Origin of the sequence: Streptomyces sp. NPDC057249, from assembly GCF_042669245.1 — a bacterium.
Classification (GTDB): Bacteria; Actinomycetota; Actinomycetes; order Streptomycetales; family Streptomycetaceae; genus Streptomyces.
Window position 1 is genome coordinate 365,139 of record NZ_JBHUXS010000002.1, and the last position, 19,968, is coordinate 385,106.

Sequence of the window (19,968 nt, forward strand, 5' to 3'; positions counted from 1 at the left end):
GTCGAAAGACGATCTGCCCAGGTCAGTCACTCAGGAAGACGGATCGTGGCAGGTCACATAACCGCCAAGTCTTTTCCGGGACATCTGAGCCACGCCGGCGAGGCCCGCGCCCGCCCCGGTTCGCGCGTGCGGGCCGGGGCGGGCGCGATCGTGTTCCGGCGGCGTCGGGGCAGGAGGCCTCCGCAGAATTCGCCCGGCGTTCGCGAGCCGGCCTCCCGCAGGAGGGCGTCCCGTTCGGGCTGGGCCGGGAGCGTCGGGCCGCTCGCCCGACGACTACCCCAGGATGGATTCCGTGACCACATGGCCCTCCCGCCGACGGCGGCCCCGCGCCCTCGCCCGTTTCCTCGTCGCCGTGCCGCTGCTGGCCGCCGGGGCGCTGACCGGTGTGCCGGCGGCGCACGCGGCCGCGGCGGACGAGGTGCGCATCAACGAGGTGGTGACCACCGGCGACGTCGACGACTCGGTGGAGCTGTACAACAGGGGCACCGCGCCGGTCGATGTGTCGGGCTGGGTCCTGAAGGACGACGACAAGGACCACACGTACAAGATCCCCTCCGGAACCACGCTGGCGCCGGGCGGCTTCCGGGCGTTCGACGTCAGCGGCGCGTTCGGTCTCGGCTCGGACGACCGGGCCCGGCTGTACCTGGCCGACGGCCGGACCCAGGTGGACGGCTTCTCGTGGAGCGAGCACGCGGACCCGTCCTGGTCGCGCTGCCCCGACGGCACGGGTGCGTTCGGGCAGGCGGACTCGGTGACGCTGGGCGCCGCGAACGACTGCGGTACGGGTGAGGGCCCGACGGCCCCCGCGGCCTGGCCCGGGGGCGGTGCGGTCGCCGCGGCGGACGGCTCGGACGTGTTCGGCGAGGACCTGAGCGGGCTTTACCAGGACGGCGGGGTGCTGTGGGCGGCGCAGAACAGCGGCAGGCTGTGGCGCCTGGTGCCGGACGGGTCCGGGGGCTGGAAGCCGAACACCGCGAACGGCTGGTCCTCCGGCAAGACCCTGCGTTTCCCGAGCGGCTCCGGCAGCCCGGACAGTGAGGGGGTCACCGCTGCCGCCGGCGGGATCTTCGTCGCGAGCGAGCGCGACGGGGACGCCTCGGGCACGAGCCGGCTGTCGGTGCTGAGGTACGACGTGAGTGGTTCGGGCTCGTCGCTCACCGCCACCAAGGAGTGGAACCTCACCTCCGATCTGCCCTCGACCGGCTCCAACCTCGGCCTGGAGGCGGTGACCCGGGTCCCGGACAGCGCGCTGACCGCTGCCGGCTTCGAGGACGCGTCGACGGGCACGGCGTACGACCCGGCCCGCTACGGCGCCCACGGCGGGGGGGTCTTCTTCGTCGGCGTCGAGGGCACGGGCATGGTGTACGGCTATGTCCTGGGCGACTCCGGCGCGTACACCCGGATCGCCGCCTTCGCCAGCGGTCTGTCCGGCGTGATGGAGCTCCAGTGGGAGCCCCAGGCGTCCCGCCTCTGGGCGGTCTGCGACGACACCTGCGACGGCCGGCACCAGACCCTCGCGGTCGACGCGACGGGCGCGTTCGCCCCGAGCGCGACGTACAACCGCCCGAGCGGCATGCCGGATTACAACAACGAGGGCTTCGCCCTGGCCGACGCGGACGAGTGCGTGGCGGGGTCGAAGCCGGTGTACTGGTCCGACGACGCGAACGACGGCGGACACGCCCTGCGGCGGGGCACCGTGAGCTGCTGAGCGCAGGTGCGGCGCGCGGTCACGGTGCCCGGCGGAGGGAGGCGTCCAGCGCGGCCATGAGTCGCGCGGGGCGGCTCCTGCCGCCGGGTGCGGGAGGGTAGCGGCAAAGGACGTCGATCAGGGCGGGGGCGGCCCGTTCGCGCGCCGCTTCGAGCACCCCGGCCGCGGCCTCGGGTGCCTCCCCCGCCTCGATCTCCGCGATGCGGGCCGCGTTCGCCGCGGCCCGCAGGATGTGGCCCACCTGGTGGGCCTTGGCAATGGGGTGCAGGTAGGCGGCGGAGGCCGCGTCGCCGGCCGCCTGCGCGGCGAGGCGGGCGGGTTCCGTGGCCGCCTCCCTGGCCGCGCGGTGGGCGTCCGTCGACGTGAGGCGCTGGAGCCGGGTCCTGGGCGCGCCCCCGACGAACTCCCGGGCCGCCGCGACGGCGGCCCGGGGCCGCGCGTCGCCCGGATGCGCGGCCTCGAACACCGGCAGGACGTCCTGTGCCGCCTCGGTGACGTAGCGGGCGACGATTCTCAGCTCGTCCATGGACAGTTCGAAGTCGCTCGTCATGCCGATGATCGTCGCACGGACGGTCCCGCGGGTCCGCGGATCGTCCTGACCGTACGATCGCGCGTGAGCGTCGCGCCCCCTTCATGGCGGCCCGGTAAGAGTCTTCATGTCCCCCGTGCGTCACAGCCGTTGCACGGTGGGAGCGTGTACTCCACACTCGTCCCGGACCGTTCATGTCGAGGGGGCGCGCATGAGTCCGGCGCTGGACACCGCCTACATACCGCCGCAGGACCGGGAGGAGATCATCCGGCACGCGGTGTGGGACTCCGTGGTACCGGTGGACATCGATCACCGGGCGCCCGACGGGGAGATCAGGGCGCGGATGGAGGTGGGGGCGGTCGGGCCGTTGCGGGTGTGCTCGGCGCGGTCGACGGCGGTGACGTTGCGGCGGACCGGGCAGCTGGTGCGGAAGGATGAGGAGCCCTCGCTCTTCCTCAGTCTCCAGGTGACGGGCACCGGGATGGGCGCGCAGAACGGGCGCGAATGCGTCGTCGGGCCCGGTGAGTTCGCGGTGTTCCGGTCGAACGCCCCGTACACCCTGCTCTTCGACGAGGGGGTCGACCACCACTTCCTGCGGCTGCCCCTCTCCGTGCTGGCGCTGCCGGACCGGCTGATCCGGGACACCACCACGCTCACGTTCGGCGCCGGGGACCCGCTCGCGCGGCTGGCGTACACGTACTTCTCGCAGCTCGCCCGGAGCGACGAGCTGCACCGCAGTGACCGTGCCGATGCCGTGCTGGCGCCCAGCGTGGAGCTGCTGCGCGCCGTCCTGGTATCCCGGCACGCGGACGCCGGGACGGCGAAGGAGCCGATGGAGGCGACGCTCGCCCTGCGGATCACGCACTACATCCGGGAGCATCTCGCCGAGCCCGATCTGTCGGCGGCGCGGATCGCTGCCGCGCACGGCGTCTCCGTACGGCATCTGTACACCGTGCTGTCCCGGGCGGGGATCGGCCTCGGGGACTGGATTCGTGCCCAGCGGCTGGATGCGTGCAAGCGGGAGCTGGCCGGGGCGGCCGGGCGGGCGCGCACCGTGGCGGCGATCGGGCGGAGCTGGGGTTTCCTGAACGCCGCCCACTTCAGCAAGGTCTTCAAGGCGGCGTACGGGGTGTCGCCACGGGCCTGGCGCGATCAGCATCACCGGCGCGGGTGAGGCCGGTCGCGCCGGGCCGGGCCGGTCAGACCAGGGTCCAGGACTGGTTCGCCGTGCCGCCGCACGTCCAGATCTGGAGCTGGTTGCCGTCCGCGGTGCTCCAGTCGGTGACGTCGAGGCACTTGCCCGAACCGGAGTTGACCAGGCTGCCGTTGGCGCCGGTCGTCCAGGACTGGGCGGCGGTGCCGTTGCAGTCGTAGAGCTGCACCTTCGTACCGTTGGCGGTGCCGGCGGCGGTGACGTCGAGGCACTTGCCGAGGGCGCGGAAGGTGTCGCCGGTGCGGGTCCACTGCTGGGCTGCTGTGCCGTTGCAGGTGTAGAGGTCGACCTTGGTGCCGTTGGCGCTGTTGGCGCCGGCGACGTCGACGCACTTGCCGCCGTAGCCCTTGATGGCGGTGGTGCCGGCCGGTGGGTCGACGGGGCCGCCGCCACCCGTGAGGGCCTTGAAGGTGTTGGTGAACTGCCAGGTGCTCTGCGGGGTGCCGCTCTCGCCCTGGTTGTCGCGGCCGAGGGACCAGAAGGTGAGCTCCTGGATGCCCTTGCTCGCGGCGAAGGCTTCGAGTTCCTGGGCGTCCTGGACGGTGAAGACCTCGGCGGCGGTGTCGTTGATTCCGATCATCGGGCAGTTGCCCTCCATCGCCCACAGCTCGGCGGAGGACTTGCCGGTCCAGATCTGGCCGAGCTGGCCGTGCAGGCCGTTCGCGGCGCTGATCGCGGCCTGGCCCATGTCCATGGCGGGGCCGTAGTCCATGGTCATGATGTTGACGAGGTTGACGTCGAGGTCGTGGCTCTTGGCGTTCTTCAGGAGCGCGATGCCGTTGGACTCCAGGCCGCTCGGGCTCACCGGGAGGGTGAAGTCGACGTCCAGCTTCCGGCCCTGGGCCGCGTAGTCCTTCTGGAGGTTGGCCAGTGCCTGGTTGCGGCGGTCGTTGGCGGCGGTGTTGTCGAGGGTACTGCCCTCGATGTCCAGGTCGATGCGGGTCAGGTTGAACTGGTCGATGACCTTCTTGTACTGGGCCTGCATCGCGGACACCGAGCCGCAGGAGGTGAGTTCGCTGCCGCTCGCGCCGCCGAACGACGCGATGACGTCGCCGCCGACCGCGCGCAGGCTGTTGATCGCGTTGTTCCAGCCGGAGTCGGTGACCGGGGTGTCGCCGTTGATGGTGGCGTTGCAGGTGCCCTGGCTGACGATGAAGGCGAGGGTGTAGTACTTGTTGCCGGTCGCGTTGTACGCGTTCATCAGGCTGGACGGGCTGTTCCACATCTCCGCGTACGGGGCCGCGTAGTGTGCGGGGAAGCCGGGGCCGGGCCTGGCGGCGGCGGATGCGGGGGCGGCGGCCGTGGCGACCAGGCCGGCGGCGGCCAGGGGCACGACGCCGAGCAGGGCGGTGAGCCATCTGCTGCGGGATACGGGCATGGGGGTTCCCTCCGGTTACGGGTAGGTGGTGAGGTACGCGACGTTGCTGCTGGGCGTGACCGTCGCCCCGGTGCTGTTGATGATGTGGCGGATCGTTCCGGCGCCGCCGAGGACGACGGTCACCATGTCGTGGAACTTCACGCCGGAGGTCTGGGGCACCTCGAAGGAGTGGTCCTCGACCACCGAGGGGTTGACGTTGAAGTACGCGTAACTGCCGAGGCCCCACGCCTCGTGGCTGGTCACGGCCGAGCCGACCTGGTACGCCGGGTAGCCGTCGGTGTTCCCGTTCTTCCAGGCGCTCTGATCGGGCGGGTCGTAGGGCAGTTCGTTCTGGAAGAAGTACGTGCGGCCCCCGTTGCCGTTCCAGATGACCTGGGTCTTCTGGTAGTGCTCCACGAACAGGCCGTACGCGGTGACGTTCCGGCCGTTGACGACGAGCCCGGTGTCGGCGGTGTTGGTGTTCCAGCCGACCGTGCCGCCGTTGCCGTGGTCGGCGCGCCAGATCCAGGTGTGGTCGATGATCGTGTCGTCGGTGTTGACGACCAGTGACCGGGTGGCCTTGCCGACGGTCGCGCCGCCGATGCGGAAGAACACGTCGTTGAGGGTGACGGGGTTGGCGGCGTGGTTCGCCGACGCTCCGTCGGGCCCGATCCGCATCAGTGTCTGGGAGTTGGTCGTACCGGCGTCGACCAGGACACCCGCGATCTTGATGCCGTCGACGTCGGCCGTGGTGAGCGCGGTGATGCCGTTGTCCGGGATGAGCGTGGCGAGGCCCATGCCGAGGACGACGGTGTCCGGGCGGGTGACGTCGAGCGTCTGGTCGAGGTGGTAGACGCCCGGGGTGACGAGGAGGTTCTTGCCGGCGGCCAGGGCGGCGTTCATGTCGGCCGCACTCGCGCCGGGCCTGGCGATGTAGAAGTCGTCCAGCGGCAGCGAGGAGCCCGCCTGGGTCCTGCCGCTCCACGTGGTGGCGGAGGCGTTGGTCTGCGCGGCGGGCACGAACACCTTCCAGGCGCCCGCGTCGTCCACGTACAGGAAGGGCTTCTCGCGGTTGACCGGGGCGGAGGCGACGGTGGTGTAGGTCGGGAAGGACTGGGCGGGGGCGCCCTGGTCGCCGACGAAGACCATGTTCCAGTTGGAGCCGGACCAGGAGCCCATCCTGCTGTTCTTGGTCAGGAACTGCTGCTGGCTGCCCGACTGGATCTGCCCGTCGATCTTCGAGTCGGAGATGAAGCCGCCGCTGGACCAGCCGCCGTCGTCCAGCTTGAGGTTCCCGCGCACGTGCATGCGGCGGTACGGGGCCGCCTGCGAGACGGCCCAGCGGTCGCTGCCGCCGTTCGGGGTGACGGACAGGTTCTCCGCGGCGCGCCAGAAGTTCTGGGTGGCGTTGCCCTGGAACCAGTCGGCCTCGGCGTGGACGGCCCCGTTGATGTTCACCGCGTCCGGGGACAGGCCGAGGCCGGCGACCTGGGTGTAGAAGCCGACGTTGACGTCCGCGCTGTACGTGCCCGGCTTGAACAGCACCGCGTAGCGCTGGGAGCCGAACTGGTTGGACTGCTGCCGGCTGAAGATGCTGTTCAGCTTCGACTGGATGGACGAGGCGGACATCGACGGGTCGAAGACCACCGTGTTCGGGCCGAGGTCCGGGTTGTTCCCCGTGGGCGGGTCCGTGGGGTCGGTCGGGTCCACGGCGCCGGAGAAGCTCCACTTCTGGTTGCCGGTGCCCGCGCAGTCCCAGATCTGCAGCCGGGCGCCGTCCGCGTTGCTGTTGTCCTTGATGTCCAGGCACTTGTCCACGGCAGTGTTGACCAGGTCACCGGCGGAGGTCAGCCGCCACTTCTGGGTGGCGACGCTCCCGTAACAGGTCCACAGGTGCACGGCGGTGCCGTTGGCCGTGCCGTTCGCGGCCAGGTCCAGGCACTTGCCCTTCGCGGTCAGTGAGCCGTCGCTGTTCAGGGTCCAGCTCTGGTTCTGGCTGCCGGGGTAGCACGTCCACATCTGGGCGGGCGTTCCGTCGGCGGTCGAACCGTCGGTGACGTCGAGGCACTTGCCGTTGCCGGTGTTGGTCAGGGCACCGGGTGTGGCGGCTCCCGCCGTGCCGGTGCCGAGGGCGACGAGCGCCCCGGCGGCGACCAGCGAGGCGGACACCGTCATGGCCAGGGGTGCGGCCCGCCGTCTGCGGCGGTGGGGTGGTCTCGGCATGGGGGGCCTTCCTGTGGTGGGGGCGCCGGGTGGGGTCAGGTGCATGACAGGTGGCACGGTCCGGCTTATTTCAAGCCGTGAAGCTAGGCCCGCCGCCGACCACTCGTCAACCCCTGCGCACGGACCGGCACTTCACCTTCTGTAGGCAGTCGGGCCGCGCCCATGGAAACCCGCAGGAGGGCCGTACGCCTTCTGAAGGGGCAGGTCAGGTGTGATGACGTGCGGTGTTCGAGGGGTGCGCGATTTTCTGCCAGGAAAGTTTCCTGACAGATATCTTGACGGGGTGTCGTGTACACGCGCAGACTCCGGTCTGCTCAGCCGCTGCGCTCCGCCGCCCCTCTCTGGAGTCCCCCATGCGCGTCAGACACGGCACCGCACTCCTGCTCCGGCTCCTCGCCCTCGCCGCGCTCGTGCTCGGCCTGCAAACCGCCCCGGCGCACTCCGCCCCCGCCGCCGGAACGTTCCGGGTGCTGGCCTTCTACGACGGCACCTACGACGCGGCGCACATCAGCTTCGACCACGAGGCGAACGCCTGGTTCGCCCAGCAGGGCGCCGCCCACGGCTTCACGTACACCGCCACGACCGACTGGAACCGGCTCGTCGGCACCGAGCCGGCCGACTACCAGGTGGTCATGTTCCTGGACGACTACCCGCACACCGCCGCGCAGCGCTCCGCGTTCCAGTCGTACATGCGCGGCGGCGGCGGGTTCGTCGGCTTCCACGTGTCCGCGTTCACCACGGACGCCGGCGACTGGCCCTGGTACCACGACACCTTCCTCGGCACCGGCGGGTTCCGCTCCAACACCTGGGGCCCCACGCAGGAGACGCTGCGCGTGGACGACCCCGGGCACCCGGCGACGGCGGGGCTCCCGGCGACCATCACCTCGTCGGTCAGCGAGTGGTACAGCTGGCAGAACGACCTGCGGAAGAACCCCGCGATCGACGTCCTCGCGTCCATGGCGCCCTCGACGTTCCCCATTGGCACCGACCCCGACCAGACGTGGTACAGCGGGGACTACCCGATCGTGTGGTCGAACCGCGACTACCGGATGGTCTACAACAACTTCGGCCACAACGCGATGGACTACGCGACGGACACCGCCCTCTCCTCCACCTTCTCCGGCGACCGGCAGAACCGGCTGCTGCTCCAGGAGATCGCCTGGGCCGCCGGGCAGGACGGCGGCCCGGTCACCCCGCCCGACGACGGCCCCACCGGACGGATCACCGGCTACGGCGGCACGTGCGTCGACGTGGCGGGGGCGAGCTCCGCCGACGGCACGGCGGTGCAGCTCTACGACTGCAACGGCACCGACGCCCAGCGGTGGACGGCCGGCTCCGACGGCACGCTGAGGGCGCTCGGCAAGTGCCTGGACGTGGCCGCGGCCGGGACCGCGAACGGCACGGCGGTGCAGCTCTACGCGTGCAACGGCACCGGGGCGCAGGTCTGGCGGCACCGGAGCACCGGCGAGCTGGTGAACCCCGCGTCCGGGAAGTGCCTGGACGCGACCGGGCCCAGCTCGGCCAACGGCACCCGGCTCCAGCTCTGGACCTGCTACGGCAGCGCCAACCAGCTCTGGACCGGCCCGGCCTGACCGGGCGGGCCGGCCGGGGCGGGCCGGCCGGGTCGCCCCTCCGTCCGGGTGGCCCCGCCCCGCCGCATGGGCCAACGCCTCGTGTCGCGCGCGCGGAGCGGAGACCCGGGCCGCCCAGGATGCCGCCATGAAACCCATGCCCAAGCGCCTGGCCACGCTGCGCTCGCGCGCCCGCACCACGGGTGCGGCCTGTGCCGTCCTGGCAGCCGTCGTCCCCGCCTTCACGTTCGGCCTGGGCGCGACGCCGGCCGCCGCCGCCACCCTGCCCGGGGGTCTCGGGCCGTGTGTGCCGGGCGAGTGCCCGGACCCGTTCCCCGACGTCAACAACGGCGACATCGCCGGCCGGGACGACGCCGTCAACATCTTCGTGGGCGACGACTTCCTCGTCCGGGGGCGTGCGGCGGAGGCCGAGGGCCGGGTCGTCGTGCTCGACGACTTCGACCAGAACAAGGACCCGATCACCGGCGGCCTGTACAACCTCGGGATCGTCGGGGTGGGGTCGCGCGTCGCGCCGCCCGTCGACTCGGACTTCCTGGCCGCCGGCGGGGACGTGACCATCGCAGCCGGGCAGACCCTGGACACGACGGGCGGCCTCGTCAACGAGGTGGGCACCGTGCGCTACGCGGGCGCGCTGACCGGGACCGTCACCGGGAGGACCGTCCAGGACGACGACGCGACGGCCCCGTACGTGGGCCTCCGCGACGAGCTCACGGCGGCCAGCCGGTGCTACGCGCGGCCGGACGGCGAGCTCCGGACGCCGACCGGGACGGCGGTCAACGAGGGTTACCGGACGCTGTTCACCGGCGACGGGACGTCCGGCCTCCAGGTGTTCAACGTCGACTTCGACCTGGTCAACCCGAACTCCCCCAACGGGAGCCAGTCCATCGAGTTCACGGGCATCCCCGCCGGCGCGACGGTCCTGGTCAACGTGATCGGGGAGAACCGGGTCATCAACACCACCAGCGGGAGCGACACGCTGGGCCAGTACCGCGAGCGGCTGCTGTGGAACCTGCCCGACGCCACCACGGCGTCCTTCATCGGGTCCGGGCAGTTCCAGGGCAGCGTCCTGGTGGGCGAGCAGGCGTCCATGAGCACCGTGACCCTGCCCGGTATGAACGGCAGGTTCTTCACCACCGGTTCGCTCACCCACACCAGCGAGAACGCCGGGGTGGAGTTCCACGCCTACCCCTTCGACGGCGACCTCCCGGACTGCGGTGGTCCGCAGCCGGTGACGGGCGCGGTGAGCGTGCTGAAGACCGACGCCGAGACGGGTGACCCGCTGGCCGGGGCCGACTTCGAGCTGTGGCGCGAGACCAACGACGTGCCCGGCCTCCAGACCGACGGTGCCGACCCCGACACCCACGTCTCCGACTGCACCACCCCGGCGGACGGCGTCTGCTCCGACACCACGACCGTGGGTACGTACTACTGGCGCGAGACCGGAGCTCCGGACGGCTACGAGCTGCCCGACCCGAACGTCTTCGGGCCGCTGGTCCTGACCGAGGACAACGCGGACCAGGGCGTCCAGACCGAGGCCGTCAACAGCCGCACGCCCGTACCGCCCGTGACCGGTGAGGTCCGCGTCCGCAAGACCGACGCCGAGACCGGCGCCCCGCTCGCCGGGGCCGACTTCGAGCTGTGGCGCGAGACCAACAACACCCCGGGCCTCCAGACGATCGGCATCAACCCCGACACCCACGTCTCCGACTGCACCACCCCCGCCAACGGCATCTGCACCACGACCACGATCCCCGGCACCTACTACTGGCGCGAGACCGAGGCCCCCGACGGCTACGACCTCCCCGACCCCGACGTCTTCGGACCCCTCACCCTCACCGAGGACAACGCCGAGGACGGCGTCCAGACCGAAGCCGTCAACAGCCGGACACCCGTGCCGCCCGTGACGGGTTCGCTGACGCTGGACAAGACGGACGCGAAGAACGGGGAGCCGCTGCCGGGGGCCGTCTTCGAGCTGTGGCGTGAGAGCAACGACGTGCCCGGGCTCCAGGCGGACGGGGCGGACCCCGACACCCTCGCGGACGCGGGCTGCTCGACCGACCAGGACGGGCAGTGCACCTTCGACGACCTGCCGCTGGGTGAGTACTACCTGCGCGAGATCGCCGTCCCGGAGGGCTACGTGCTGCCGGCGAACCCCGTCTCCGGGCCGTTCGAGGTGACGGAGGAGAACAGCGAGGAGGGCGTCACCGTGGAGCTGGCCAACGACCGCGGTGAGCCGTGCAAGGGCAAGGACTGCAAGGACGACACGCACAAGGCCGCTCGCGGCTGACGCGGTCACCCGCCCGGCCGCCCACGCGTGGGCGGCCGGGCGTTCGTGCTGATTGGCTCGGCACCACACCGCTCCCTTTGATCCCGCAGGAGGTCCGGCCGTGTCCCGTCCCCACCGCCTCACCGGTGCCGCCGTCGCCACGGCGGCGCTGGCGCTGCTCTGCACCGCGGCCCCCTCGGCCGCCTCCCCCGGCCGCGACGCCGCGTGCACCGCGCCGGCCGGGCCGTACCAGCGGCAGCTGGAGCAGCACCTCGGGCGGCCCGTGGACGGGCGTCAGTCCGACGCCGACTGCCGGGCCATCCGGTCCTTCCAGACCGAGCGGGGCCGCCCGCACCCGGACGGGTTCGCCGACCTCGGAACGTACCGCGCGATGCTCGTGGTCGAGGCCGCGCCGGACCCGAACGCCGCCGGGAACTGCCCCGTCGAGAGCGGCCGGGTGACCTGCGTCGACATGGACCGCCAGCTGCTGTGGGTGCAGAAGGGGACCAAGGTCGTGTTCGGGCCCGTGCCCATCCGGACGGGCCGCGACGCGCAGGAGACGCGGCCGGGCCGCCACACCATCTACTGGCGCGACCGCGACCACGTCTCCGACCTCTACGACGACGCCCCCATGCCGTACTCGCAGTTCTTCGACGGCGGTCAGGCACTGCACGGGCACCCGGGCGATCTGTACGACGGCGGCGGGTCGGCGGGCTGCGTCAACCTGACGGTGGACGACGCCGCGAAGCTGTGGGATCTGCTCGCGCTCGACGACGTCGTATACGTCTGGGGCGTGAAGCCCGGCACCGCCGGCTGACGGCCTACTCCTCGCCCTCCAGGTTTCCTTCCGTCTCCAGGAACACCTGGCGCAGCGCTTCGAGCACGGCCGGATCGGGCTTGGCCCACATGCCGCGCGACTCCGCCTCCAGGAGACGTTCCGCGATGCCGTGCAGCGCCCACGGGTTGGCCTGTTCGAAGAAGGCGCGGTTGGCCGGGTCCAGGACGTAGGTCTCGGTCAGCTTGTCGTACATCCAGTCCGCGACCACGCCCGTCGTGGCGTCGTAGCCGAAGAGGTAGTCGACGGTCGCGGCCAGCTCGAAGGCGCCCTTGTAGCCGTGGCGACGCATCGCCTCGATCCACTTCGGGTTGACGACGCGGGCGCGGAAGACGCGGGAGGTCTCCTCGGTCAGCGTGCGCGTGCGGACCGTCTCGGGGCGGGTCGAGTCCCCGATGTACGCCTCCGGGGCGGTCCCCTTCAGGGCGCGGACGGTGGCGACCATTCCCCCGTGGTACTGGAAGTAGTCGTCCGAGTCCGCGATGTCGTGCTCGCGGGTGTCGGTGTTCTTCGCGGCGACCGCGATGCGCTTGTACGCGGTCTCCATCTCCTCCCGGGCCGGGCAGCCGTCCAGGTCGCGGCCGTAGGCGTAGCCGCCCCAGGTCGTGTAGACCTCGGCGAGGTCGGCGTCGGTGCGCCAGTCGCGGGAGTCGATGAGCTGGAGCAGCCCGGCGCCGTACGTGCCGGGGCGCGAGCCGAAGATACGGGTGGTGGCCCGGCGCTCGTCCCCGTGCTCGGCCAGGTCGGCCTGGCTGTGCGCCCGTACGTGGTTGAGCTCGGCGGGTTCGTCCAGCGAGGCGGCCAGGCGCACGGCGTCGTCCAGGAGGCCGATGGTGTGCGGGAACGCGTCGCGGAAGAAGCCGCTGATGCGGAGGGTGACGTCGATGCGGGGGCGGCCGAGCTCCTCGGCGGGGATCGGTTCGAGGCCGGTGACGCGGCGTGAGGCATCGTCCCAGACCGGGCGGATGCCGAGCAGGGCGAACGCCTCGGCGACGTCGTCGCCGGCGGTGCGCATGGCGCTCGTGCCCCAGAGGGAGAGGCCGACGGATTCGGGCCAGTCGCCGTTGTCCGTGCGGTAGCGCTCCAGGAGCGAGTCGGCGAGGGCCTGGCCGGTCTCCCAGGCGAGGCGGGAGGGAACGGCCTTGGGGTCGACGGAGTAGAAGTTCCGGCCGGTGGGGAGCACGTTGACGAGTCCCCGCAGGGGCGAGCCGGAGGGGCCCGCGGGGACGAAGCGCCCGTTGAGGGCGTGAACGCAGTGGTCCAGTTCGTCGGTGGTCCTGGCCAGGCGGGGGGCGACCTCTTCGGCGGCGAAGTCGAGGATCGCGGCGACGGAATCGAGCCCCTGCGGCGATTGCGCAGCGGGGTCCGGGGCGTGGCCCCGTGCCGACGAACCGGGAGCGGACTGGGCGACCGCAGCCACGGCCGAGGGCTCCCAGCCCGCGTCCTCCATCGCCTGGACCAGGGCGCGGGCCCGCTCCTCCACCGCGTCCGCGTCCGTGCGGGTCGCCGCCGACTCGTCCAGGCCCAGCGCCTCGCGCAGCCCCGGCAGGGACGTCGTGCCGCCCCAGATCTGGCGGGCGCGGAGGATGGCCAGGATCAGGTTGACCCGGGCGGCCCCCGTCGGCGCGGCGCCCAGGACGTGGAGGCCGTCGCGGATCTGGACGTCCTTGATCTCGCAGAGCCAGCCGTCGAGATGCATGATGAAGTCGTCGAAGCCCTCGTCCTCGGGGCGGTCCTCGACCCCCAGGTCGTGGTCGAGCTTCGCGGCCTGGATCAGGGTCCAGATCTGGGCGCGGACGGCCGGCAGCTTGGCCGGGTCCATGGCGGCGATCTGGGCGTGCTCGTCCAGGAGCTGTTCGAGGCGGGCGATGTCCCCGTAGCTGTCGGCCCGGGCCATCGGCGGCACCAGGTGGTCCACGAGCGTGGCGTGCGCCCGGCGCTTGGCCTGGGTGCCCTCGCCCGGGTCGTTGACAAGGAACGGGTAGATCAGCGGGAGGTCGCCGAGCGCCGCGTCGGGGCCGCAGGTGGCGGACAGGCCCGCGTTCTTGCCGGGCAGCCATTCCAGGTTGCCGTGCTTGCCGAGGTGGATCATCGCGTCGGCGCCGAAGCCGTTGTCGTCGGCGCGGGCGGCGATCCATCGGTAGGCGGCCAGATAGTGGTGCGAGGGCGGCAGGTCCGGGTCGTGGTAGATCGCGATCGGGTTCTCGCCGAAGCCGCGCGGCGGCTGGATGAGGATGAGCAGGTTGCCCCGGCGCAGGGCCGCGAGCACGATGTCGCCCTCCGGGTTGCGCGAGCGGTCCACGAACATCTCGCCGGGCGGCGGCCCCCAGTGCTCCTCGACGGCCTCGCGGAGTTCGGCGGGGAGGGTGGCGTACCAGCGGCGGTAGTCGGCGGCCGGGATGCGGACCGGGTTGCGGGCGAGCTGTTCCTCGGTGAGCCAGGCCTGGTCGTGGCCACCCGCCTCGATGAGGGCGTAGATCAGCTCGTCGCCGTCGCCGGAGGCGAGGCCGGGGACCTCGTCCGTACCGAAGTCGTAGCCCTCCTCGCGCAGTCGGCGCAGCAGGGCGACCGCGCTGGCCGGGGTGTCGAGCCCGACGGCGTTGCCGATCCGGGAGTGCTTGGTCGGGTACGCGGACAGCACGAGCGCGACGCGCTTCTCGGCGTTCGGGATGTGGCGCAGCCGGGCGTGCCGTACGGCGATGCCGGCCACCCGGGCGGCGCGCTCGTCGTCGGCGACGTAGGCGGGCAGGCCGTCCTCGTCGATCTCCTTGAAGGAGAACGGGACGGTGATCAGCCGGCCGTCGAACTCGGGCACGGCGATCTGGCTCGCGGCGTCCAGCGGGGACACGCCCTCGTCGTTGTCCTCCCAGTCGGTGCGGGAGCCGGTGAGGCAGAGCGCCTGGAGGATCGGCACGTCGAGCGCGGTGAGCGCGCCCGCGTCCCAGGATTCGTCGTCGCCGCCGGCCGACGCCTCGGCGGGCCGGGTGCCGCCGGCCGCGAGGACCGTGGTGACGATCGCGTCGGCGCCGCGCAGGGTCTCGACGAGTCCGGGTTCGGGGGTGCGCAGCGAGGCGACGTACAGCGGCAGGGCCTTAGCGCCTTCGGCCTCGACGGCCCGGCACAGGGTCTCGATGAACGCGGTGTTCCCGCTCATGTGGTGGGCGCGGTAGTAGAGCACGGCCACCGTGGGGGCGCCGTCCCCGGCCGCCCGGGGGGTGCGCTCCAGCGGGCCCCAGGAGGGTGCGGCGGCGGGCGGTTCGAAGCCGTGGCCGGTGAGCAGGACGGTGTCGGAGAGGAAGCGGGCGAGCTGGTCCAGGTTGGCCGGGCCGCCGTGCGCGAGGTAGGCGTGGGCCTCGGCGGCGATCCCGATGGGCACGGTGGAGGCGGCCATCAGCTGGGCGTCGGGGGCCTGTTCACCGGTGAGGACGACGACGGGGCGGCCGGTGGCCAGGAGCTGGTCGAGGCCGTCCTGCCAGGCGCGGACCCCGCCGAGGAGGCGTACGACGACGAGGTCGGTGCCGTCCAGGAGGGCGGGGAGGTCCTGGAGCGGGAGGCGGGAGGGGTTCGCGTACCGGTAGCGGACGGGCCCGTCGGAGGCGCGGGCGCTCAGCAGGTCGGTGTCGGACGTCGACAGGAGCAGGATCATGCGGCGTCTGGCCTTCCTCGGGGTGTCCACGCCCCGGGCAGTGTCGAGATCCCCTGCTCGGACCTGCCGAACCTGCGGGGAAGGGAGTTCCTGACTCGCCCGGCCTGGTGGGGCCGGGCTCACAGTGGCGGGACCGCGCCGGAATCGCACCGGGCTTCCTCCCCTGTCGCCGTCTGTGGCGACGACGGACCCGGAGGTCCGCCGGGGTCCGTCCGCGAAGACGGGCCCCGCAGGCATAGTACGGGCCGGGCTGCCCGACGGGTCATACGGATCGGAAGACGGGTCATACGGATCGGATGAGATGGTCGGTATGCTCGCCGCCATGCCTCCCCCAGCCCCCCCTTTCGCCCAGCCCGACGACGCCCGTTTCCGGTCGCGCGGCGACGCCTGCCCCGGTGCGCTGCGCCTGCACCGGGCGGACGACGGGGCGTTGGCGAGGGTCCGGGTGCCCGGTGGTGTGCTCGCCGTGGAGCAGGCGGACGGGCTGCGGGAGTTGGCCGGCGAGCTGGGCGATGGTGAGCTGTATCTCACTTCGCGCGGCAATGTGCAGTTGCGCGGGCTGGGTGCGGGGTGCGGGGGCGAACTGGCCTCCCGGATGTACGAAATGGGACTTTTGCCCTCCGAGCGGCATGAGCGGGTCCGCAACGTGGTGACCTCTCCGCTGGCCGGGCTCGACGGGCACGGCGCGCGTGATGTCCGCCCGTGGCTGACCGCGCTGGACGCGCTGGTGTGCGCGAGCGAGGAGGCGGCCGGCCTGTCGGGCCGGTTCCTGTTCGCGCTGGACGACGGGCGCGGCGACGTGGACGCGCTGGGCGCGGATGTGACGCTGCGGGCGCGGGCGGACGGGGACGCGGAGCTGCGCGTCGGGGCGCTGGAGTCGGTGGCCCGGATTCCGGGCGGCGAGGCGCCGCGCGCCGCGTTGCTGGCGGCGACGGTGTTCCTGTCCATGGCGAAGGCTTCCGGTGCGTGGCGGGTCGCCGACCTGCCCGGGGGTGCCGGGCCGTTGTTCGACGAGGTGGTGCGGAGGCTGGATGCGGCCGGGCTGCCCGTCGCCCGCGCGACCGCGCCGGTACCGGTCGGGGCTCCCCCGGTGCTCGGGGTGGTGGCGAGCCCGGGGGGCACGGACGCGCTGTCGGTCGGGCTGCCCCTCGGCCGGGCGGACGCGGCGCGGTGGAGTGCGCTGACGGATCTCGCCCGGGACCACGGCGCCGGCGAACTGCGGCTCACCCCGTGGCGCGGAGTCGTCGTGCCCGGGGTCCGGCGGACGCGGGCGGCCGGAGCGCTCGACGCGTTGGAGGCCGTGGGCCTGGTCACCGGGCCCGGCTCGCCGTGGTCCGGGGTGAACGCGTGCATCGGCCGGCCGGGGTGCGCGAAGTCCCGGGCCGATGTGCGGGGTGACGCCGCGTCAGCGCTGCCCACCGGGGGGCCCGACCGTGCCCTGCCCGTCCACTGGTCCGGGTGCGAGCGCCGGTGCGGGCACCCGCGCGGTGCGTGGGTCGACGTCGTCGCCGGCCCGGACGGCGGCTACCGGGTGTCCGTCGTCCGGGACGGCGAGCACGGCGCCCCGGTGCGCGTCGCCGACGGCCCCGCCGCGCTGGCCGACGCCGTGGCGGCGGCCCGTACCCCGCACACCTGATCGCCTCCCCGCACTTTCCCTGTCCGACCCCCCCGCCCTGAGAAGAGAGCGACACCACTGTGTACGAGTACGAGAAGGACGGACCGGCCATCTATCGCCAGTCCTTCGCCACCATCCGGGCGGAGGCGGACCTCGCCGGGCTGCCCGCGGACGTGAGCCAGGTCGCCGTCCGGATGATCCACGCCTGCGGGATGGTCGACCTCGTACGCGACCTCGGCTACACGCCCGACGCGGTCGCCCGGGCCCGCGCGGCGCTGCGGGCCGGCGCGCCCATCCTGTGCGACGTGGCCATGGTCGCCAGCGGGGTCACCCGCAAGCGGCTGCCCGCGGACAACGAGGTGGTGTGCACCCTGTCCGACCCGGCGGTGCCCGGGCTCGCGGCGGAGCTGGGCACGACCCGCTCGGCCGCCGCCCTGGAGCTGTGGCGGGACCGCCTCGACGGGGCGGTCGTGGCCGTCGGGAACGCGCCGACCGCCCTGTTCCGGCTGCTCGAAATGATCGAGGAGGGGGCCCCGCGCCCCGCCGCGGTCATCGGGGTGCCGGTCGGGTTCGTCGGCGCCGCCGAGTCCAAGGACGCCCTGGCCGCCCACCCGTCGGATCTTGACCACCTGATCGTGCGCGGCCGGCGCGGCGGGAGCGCCATCGCCGCCGCCGCGCTCAACGCCATCGCCAGCGAGGAAGAGTGACCGTGAGCGAGCAGCAGACGGGACGGCCGGACGTGCGGCGGACGGGACGGCTCTACGGGGTCGGGCTCGGCCCCGGCGACCCCGCCCTGATGACCCTGCGCGCGGTGGAGGTCATCGCCGAGGCGGACGTCGTGGCCTACCACAGCGCCCGGCACGGGCGGTCCATCGCCCGGTCCATCGCGGCGAAGCACCTGCGCGCCGACCACATCGAGGAGGCCCTGGTCTACCCCGTCACCACGGAGACCACGGACCACCCGGGCGGTTACCGGGGCGCGCTGGAGGACTTCTACACCGAGGCGGCGGCCCGGCTCGCGGTGCACCTGGACGCGGGGCGCACGGTCGCCGTGCTCGCCGAGGGCGACCCGATGTTCTACGGCTCGTACATGCACATGCACAAGCGGCTGGCGGACCGCTACCCGACCGAGGTGATCCCCGGGGTGACCTCGGTCAGCGCCGCCGCCGCGCGGCTCGGCACCCCGCTCGCGGAGGGCGAGGAGGTCCTGACGATCCTGCCCGGCACCCTGCCGGAGGAGGAGCTGACCGCCCGGCTGGCCGCGACCGACGCGGCGGTGGTGATGAAGCTGGGCCGCACCTTCCCCGCGGTGCGCCGGGCGTTCGAGGCGTCGGGCCGGCTGCCCGAGGCCCGCTATGTGGAGCGCGCCACGATGGCCGGTGAGCGGCTGGGCGAGCTCGCGGACACCGACGCCGGTTCGGTGCCGTACTTCGCGGTCGCCGTGCTGCCGAGCCGGATCGACGCCCGCCCCGAACGCGCCCCGGGCGACGGCGAGGTGGCCGTCGTCGGCACGGGTCCGGCCGGTCCGCTGTGGCTGACGCCCGAGACGCGCGGCGCGCTGGCCGCCGCCGACGACCTGGTCGGCTACACGACGTACCTGGACCGGGTGCCGGTCCGGCCGGGGCAGGTCCGGCACGGCTCGGACAACAGGGTGGAGTCGGAGCGGGCGGAGTTCGCGCTCGACCTGGCCCGGCGCGGGCGGCGGGTCGCCGTGGTGTCCGGCGGCGACCCGGGGGTCTTCGCCATGGCGACGGCGGTGCTGGAGGCGGCGTCGCAGGAGGAGTACGCGGACGTGCCGGTGCGGGTGCTGCCCGGGGTGACGGCGGCCAACGCGGCGGCGGCCCGGGCGGGTGCGCCGCTGGGCCACGACTACGCGACGATCTCGCTGTCGGACCGGCTCAAGCCGTGGGAGGTCATCGCGCGCCGGCTGGCCGCAGCCGCCTCGGCGGACCTGGTGCTCGCGCTGTACAACCCCGGTTCGCGGAGCCGGACCTGGCAGGTCGGCAAGGCGCGGGACCTGCTCCTCGAACACCGCTCGCCGGACACGCCCGTGGTCCTCGGCAGGGACGTCGGCGGGCCGGGCGAGAGCGTGCGGACCGTGCGCCTGGGCGACCTCGATCCGGCCGAGGTGGACATGCGCACGATCCTGATCGTCGGGTCGTCGCAGACCCGCTGGGGGCGGCGGGGCGACGGCACGCAGATCGTGTGGACGCCGCGCCGCTACCCGGAGGACTGATCCGTCAGCCGGTTCAGCCAGGTCAGCGCCTCTTCCGGGCTGCCGGCCACCGCACCCCCCTCGGGGACCGGTGGCCGGCGGACGACGACCACCGGGATGCCGGCCTCGCGGGCGGCGGTCAGCTTGGGGGCGGTCGCGGCGCCGCCGCTGTCCTTGGTGACGAGGACGTCGATCCGGTGGCGGCGGATCAGCTCGCGCTCGCCCTCCAGGGTGAAGGGGCCCCGGTCGAGCAGGGTCTCCATCCGGGCCGGGTACGGCGGTTCCGGGGCGTCCACGGACCGCATCAGGAACCACAGCTCGTCCAGGCCCGCGAAGGCGGCGAGGCCCATGCGGCCCGTGGTGAGGAACACCCGCCGCCCCAGCGCGGGCAGCGCCCCGGCCGCCTCGGCCAGGGAGCCGACCGGGTGCCAGTCGTCACCGGCACCGGGCACCCAGCCGGGCCGGCGCAGCATGAGCAGGGGAACATGGGCGGCGGCGGCCGCGACAGCCGCGTTGAAGGTGATCGTCCCGGCGAAAGGATGGGTGGCGTCGATGAGTGCGTGCACCCGGTGCGCGCGGAGCCAGTCCGCGAGTCCGTCGGCTCCGCCGAAGCCCCCGACCCGGACCTCCCCGGGCGGCAGCTTCGGCCGGGTGACCCGGCCCGCGAGGGAGCTGGTGACCCGGCTTCCGGCGGGCAGCTCGGCCACCAGGAGCTCGGCGAGCCGACGGGCCTCCGTCGTCCCGCCCAGAATCAGTACGTGCACGGGGA

General features: G+C 73.0%; 13 protein-coding genes and 1 riboswitch. Of the genes, 8 read left to right on the top strand and 5 right to left on the bottom strand.

Annotation, left to right across the window (positions count from 1 at the left end):
* Nucleotides 1–283: 283 nt before the first annotated feature.
* Nucleotides 284–1,708: a lamin tail domain-containing protein gene (locus tag ACFUJY_RS05220; protein WP_383294753.1), complete on the top strand. Its 1,425-nt coding sequence runs from the start codon at nt 284–286 to the stop codon at nt 1,706–1,708.
* Nucleotides 1,709–1,727: 19 nt separating this feature from the next.
* Here ACFUJY_RS05220 and ACFUJY_RS05225 read toward each other — a convergent pair whose 3' ends face one another.
* A complete protein-coding gene (locus ACFUJY_RS05225) occupies nt 1,728–2,258 on the bottom strand; it encodes a putative immunity protein (protein WP_383294755.1) in 531 nt (176 codons plus the stop codon).
* 190 nt (nt 2,259–2,448) lie between these two features.
* Here ACFUJY_RS05225 and ACFUJY_RS05230 point away from each other — a divergent pair, with 190 nt between their 5' ends.
* The gene (locus tag ACFUJY_RS05230; RefSeq protein ID WP_383294758.1) at nt 2,449–3,411 is read left to right on the top strand and encodes a helix-turn-helix domain-containing protein; all 963 of its coding nucleotides are present in this window, start codon (nt 2,449–2,451) and stop codon (nt 3,409–3,411) included.
* Nucleotides 3,412–3,436: 25 nt separating this feature from the next.
* Here ACFUJY_RS05230 and ACFUJY_RS05235 read toward each other — a convergent pair whose 3' ends face one another.
* Together ACFUJY_RS05235 and ACFUJY_RS05240 are read right to left on the bottom strand one after the other, a co-directional pair.
* Entirely contained in the window at nt 3,437–4,828 is a 1,392-nt protein-coding gene (locus tag ACFUJY_RS05235) for a ricin-type beta-trefoil lectin domain protein (RefSeq protein WP_383294761.1), read from the bottom strand.
* A 15-nt stretch (nt 4,829–4,843) separates the two neighbouring features.
* Nucleotides 4,844–6,982, bottom strand: a complete 2,139-nt coding sequence (locus ACFUJY_RS05240; RefSeq protein WP_383295401.1) for an RICIN domain-containing protein — start codon at nt 6,980–6,982, stop codon at nt 4,844–4,846.
* Nucleotides 6,983–7,383: 401 nt separating this feature from the next.
* Between ACFUJY_RS05240 and ACFUJY_RS05245 the strand changes: the two genes are divergently transcribed.
* The 3 genes from ACFUJY_RS05245 to ACFUJY_RS05255 all read left to right on the top strand — a co-directional run bounded on the left by ACFUJY_RS05245 (nt 7,384) and on the right by ACFUJY_RS05255 (nt 11,705).
* Nucleotides 7,384–8,622 carry a ThuA domain-containing protein gene (locus ACFUJY_RS05245; protein WP_383294764.1) on the top strand — a complete coding sequence of 413 codons (1,239 nt, stop codon included), beginning with the start codon at nt 7,384–7,386 and terminating at the stop codon, nt 8,620–8,622.
* Between the two features lie 127 nt (nt 8,623–8,749).
* Nucleotides 8,750–10,909 carry a SpaA isopeptide-forming pilin-related protein gene (locus ACFUJY_RS05250; protein ID WP_383294767.1) on the top strand — a complete coding sequence of 720 codons (2,160 nt, stop codon included), beginning with the start codon at nt 8,750–8,752 and terminating at the stop codon, nt 10,907–10,909.
* A 100-nt stretch (nt 10,910–11,009) separates the two neighbouring features.
* Nucleotides 11,010–11,705, top strand: coding sequence for a L,D-transpeptidase (locus tag ACFUJY_RS05255; RefSeq protein WP_383294769.1), 696 nt, complete (start codon nt 11,010–11,012; stop codon nt 11,703–11,705).
* 4 nt (nt 11,706–11,709) lie between these two features.
* On the opposite strand, the gene cobN is transcribed toward ACFUJY_RS05255, so the two are convergent.
* Nucleotides 11,710–15,369, bottom strand: a complete 3,660-nt coding sequence (gene cobN, locus ACFUJY_RS05260) for a cobaltochelatase subunit CobN (protein ID WP_383295404.1) — start codon at nt 15,367–15,369, stop codon at nt 11,710–11,712.
* Nucleotides 15,370–15,453: 84 nt separating this feature from the next.
* A riboswitch (cobalamin riboswitch) is annotated at nt 15,454–15,530 on the bottom strand.
* A 140-nt stretch (nt 15,531–15,670) separates the two neighbouring features.
* Between cobN and cobG the strand changes: the two genes are divergently transcribed.
* The 3 genes from cobG to ACFUJY_RS05275 are packed head-to-tail and all read left to right on the top strand — an operon-like array spanning nt 15,671 to nt 19,220.
* A complete protein-coding gene (gene cobG, locus ACFUJY_RS05265; RefSeq protein ID WP_383294772.1) occupies nt 15,671–17,005 on the top strand; it encodes a precorrin-3B synthase in 1,335 nt (444 codons plus the stop codon).
* A gap of 59 nt (nt 17,006–17,064) precedes the next feature.
* A complete protein-coding gene (locus tag ACFUJY_RS05270; RefSeq protein ID WP_383294775.1) occupies nt 17,065–17,691 on the top strand; it encodes a precorrin-8X methylmutase in 627 nt (208 codons plus the stop codon).
* The gene (locus tag ACFUJY_RS05275; protein WP_383294778.1) at nt 17,688–19,220 is read left to right on the top strand and encodes a precorrin-2 C(20)-methyltransferase; all 1,533 of its coding nucleotides are present in this window, start codon (nt 17,688–17,690) and stop codon (nt 19,218–19,220) included. Before ACFUJY_RS05270 ends, ACFUJY_RS05275 begins: the two co-directional genes overlap by 4 nt.
* Here the strand turns inward: ACFUJY_RS05275 and ACFUJY_RS05280 are convergent.
* Nucleotides 19,205–19,963, bottom strand: coding sequence for a cobalt-precorrin-6A reductase (locus ACFUJY_RS05280; protein WP_383294781.1), 759 nt, complete (start codon nt 19,961–19,963; stop codon nt 19,205–19,207). The genes ACFUJY_RS05275 and ACFUJY_RS05280 overlap by 16 nt on opposite strands.
* Between the last annotated feature and the right edge of the window lie 5 nt (nt 19,964–19,968).

Excerpts from the sequence above, each read along its gene's own strand:
- ACFUJY_RS05220 (WP_383294753.1), top strand. The coding sequence starts at position 284 with ATGGATTCCGTGACCACATGGCCCTCCCGCCGACGGCGGCCCCGCGCC.
- ACFUJY_RS05225 (WP_383294755.1), bottom strand. The coding sequence starts at position 2,258 with ATGACGAGCGACTTCGAACTGTCCATGGACGAGCTGAGAATCGTCGCC.
- ACFUJY_RS05230 (WP_383294758.1), top strand. The coding sequence starts at position 2,449 with ATGAGTCCGGCGCTGGACACCGCCTACATACCGCCGCAGGACCGGGAG.
- ACFUJY_RS05235 (WP_383294761.1), bottom strand. The coding sequence starts at position 4,828 with ATGCCCGTATCCCGCAGCAGATGGCTCACCGCCCTGCTCGGCGTCGTG.
- ACFUJY_RS05240 (WP_383295401.1), bottom strand. The coding sequence starts at position 6,982 with ATGACGGTGTCCGCCTCGCTGGTCGCCGCCGGGGCGCTCGTCGCCCTC.
- ACFUJY_RS05245 (WP_383294764.1), top strand. The coding sequence starts at position 7,384 with ATGCGCGTCAGACACGGCACCGCACTCCTGCTCCGGCTCCTCGCCCTC.
- ACFUJY_RS05250 (WP_383294767.1), top strand. The coding sequence starts at position 8,750 with ATGAAACCCATGCCCAAGCGCCTGGCCACGCTGCGCTCGCGCGCCCGC.
- cobN (WP_383295404.1), bottom strand. The coding sequence starts at position 15,369 with ATGATCCTGCTCCTGTCGACGTCCGACACCGACCTGCTGAGCGCCCGC.
- cobG (WP_383294772.1), top strand. The coding sequence starts at position 15,671 with ATGGTCGGTATGCTCGCCGCCATGCCTCCCCCAGCCCCCCCTTTCGCC.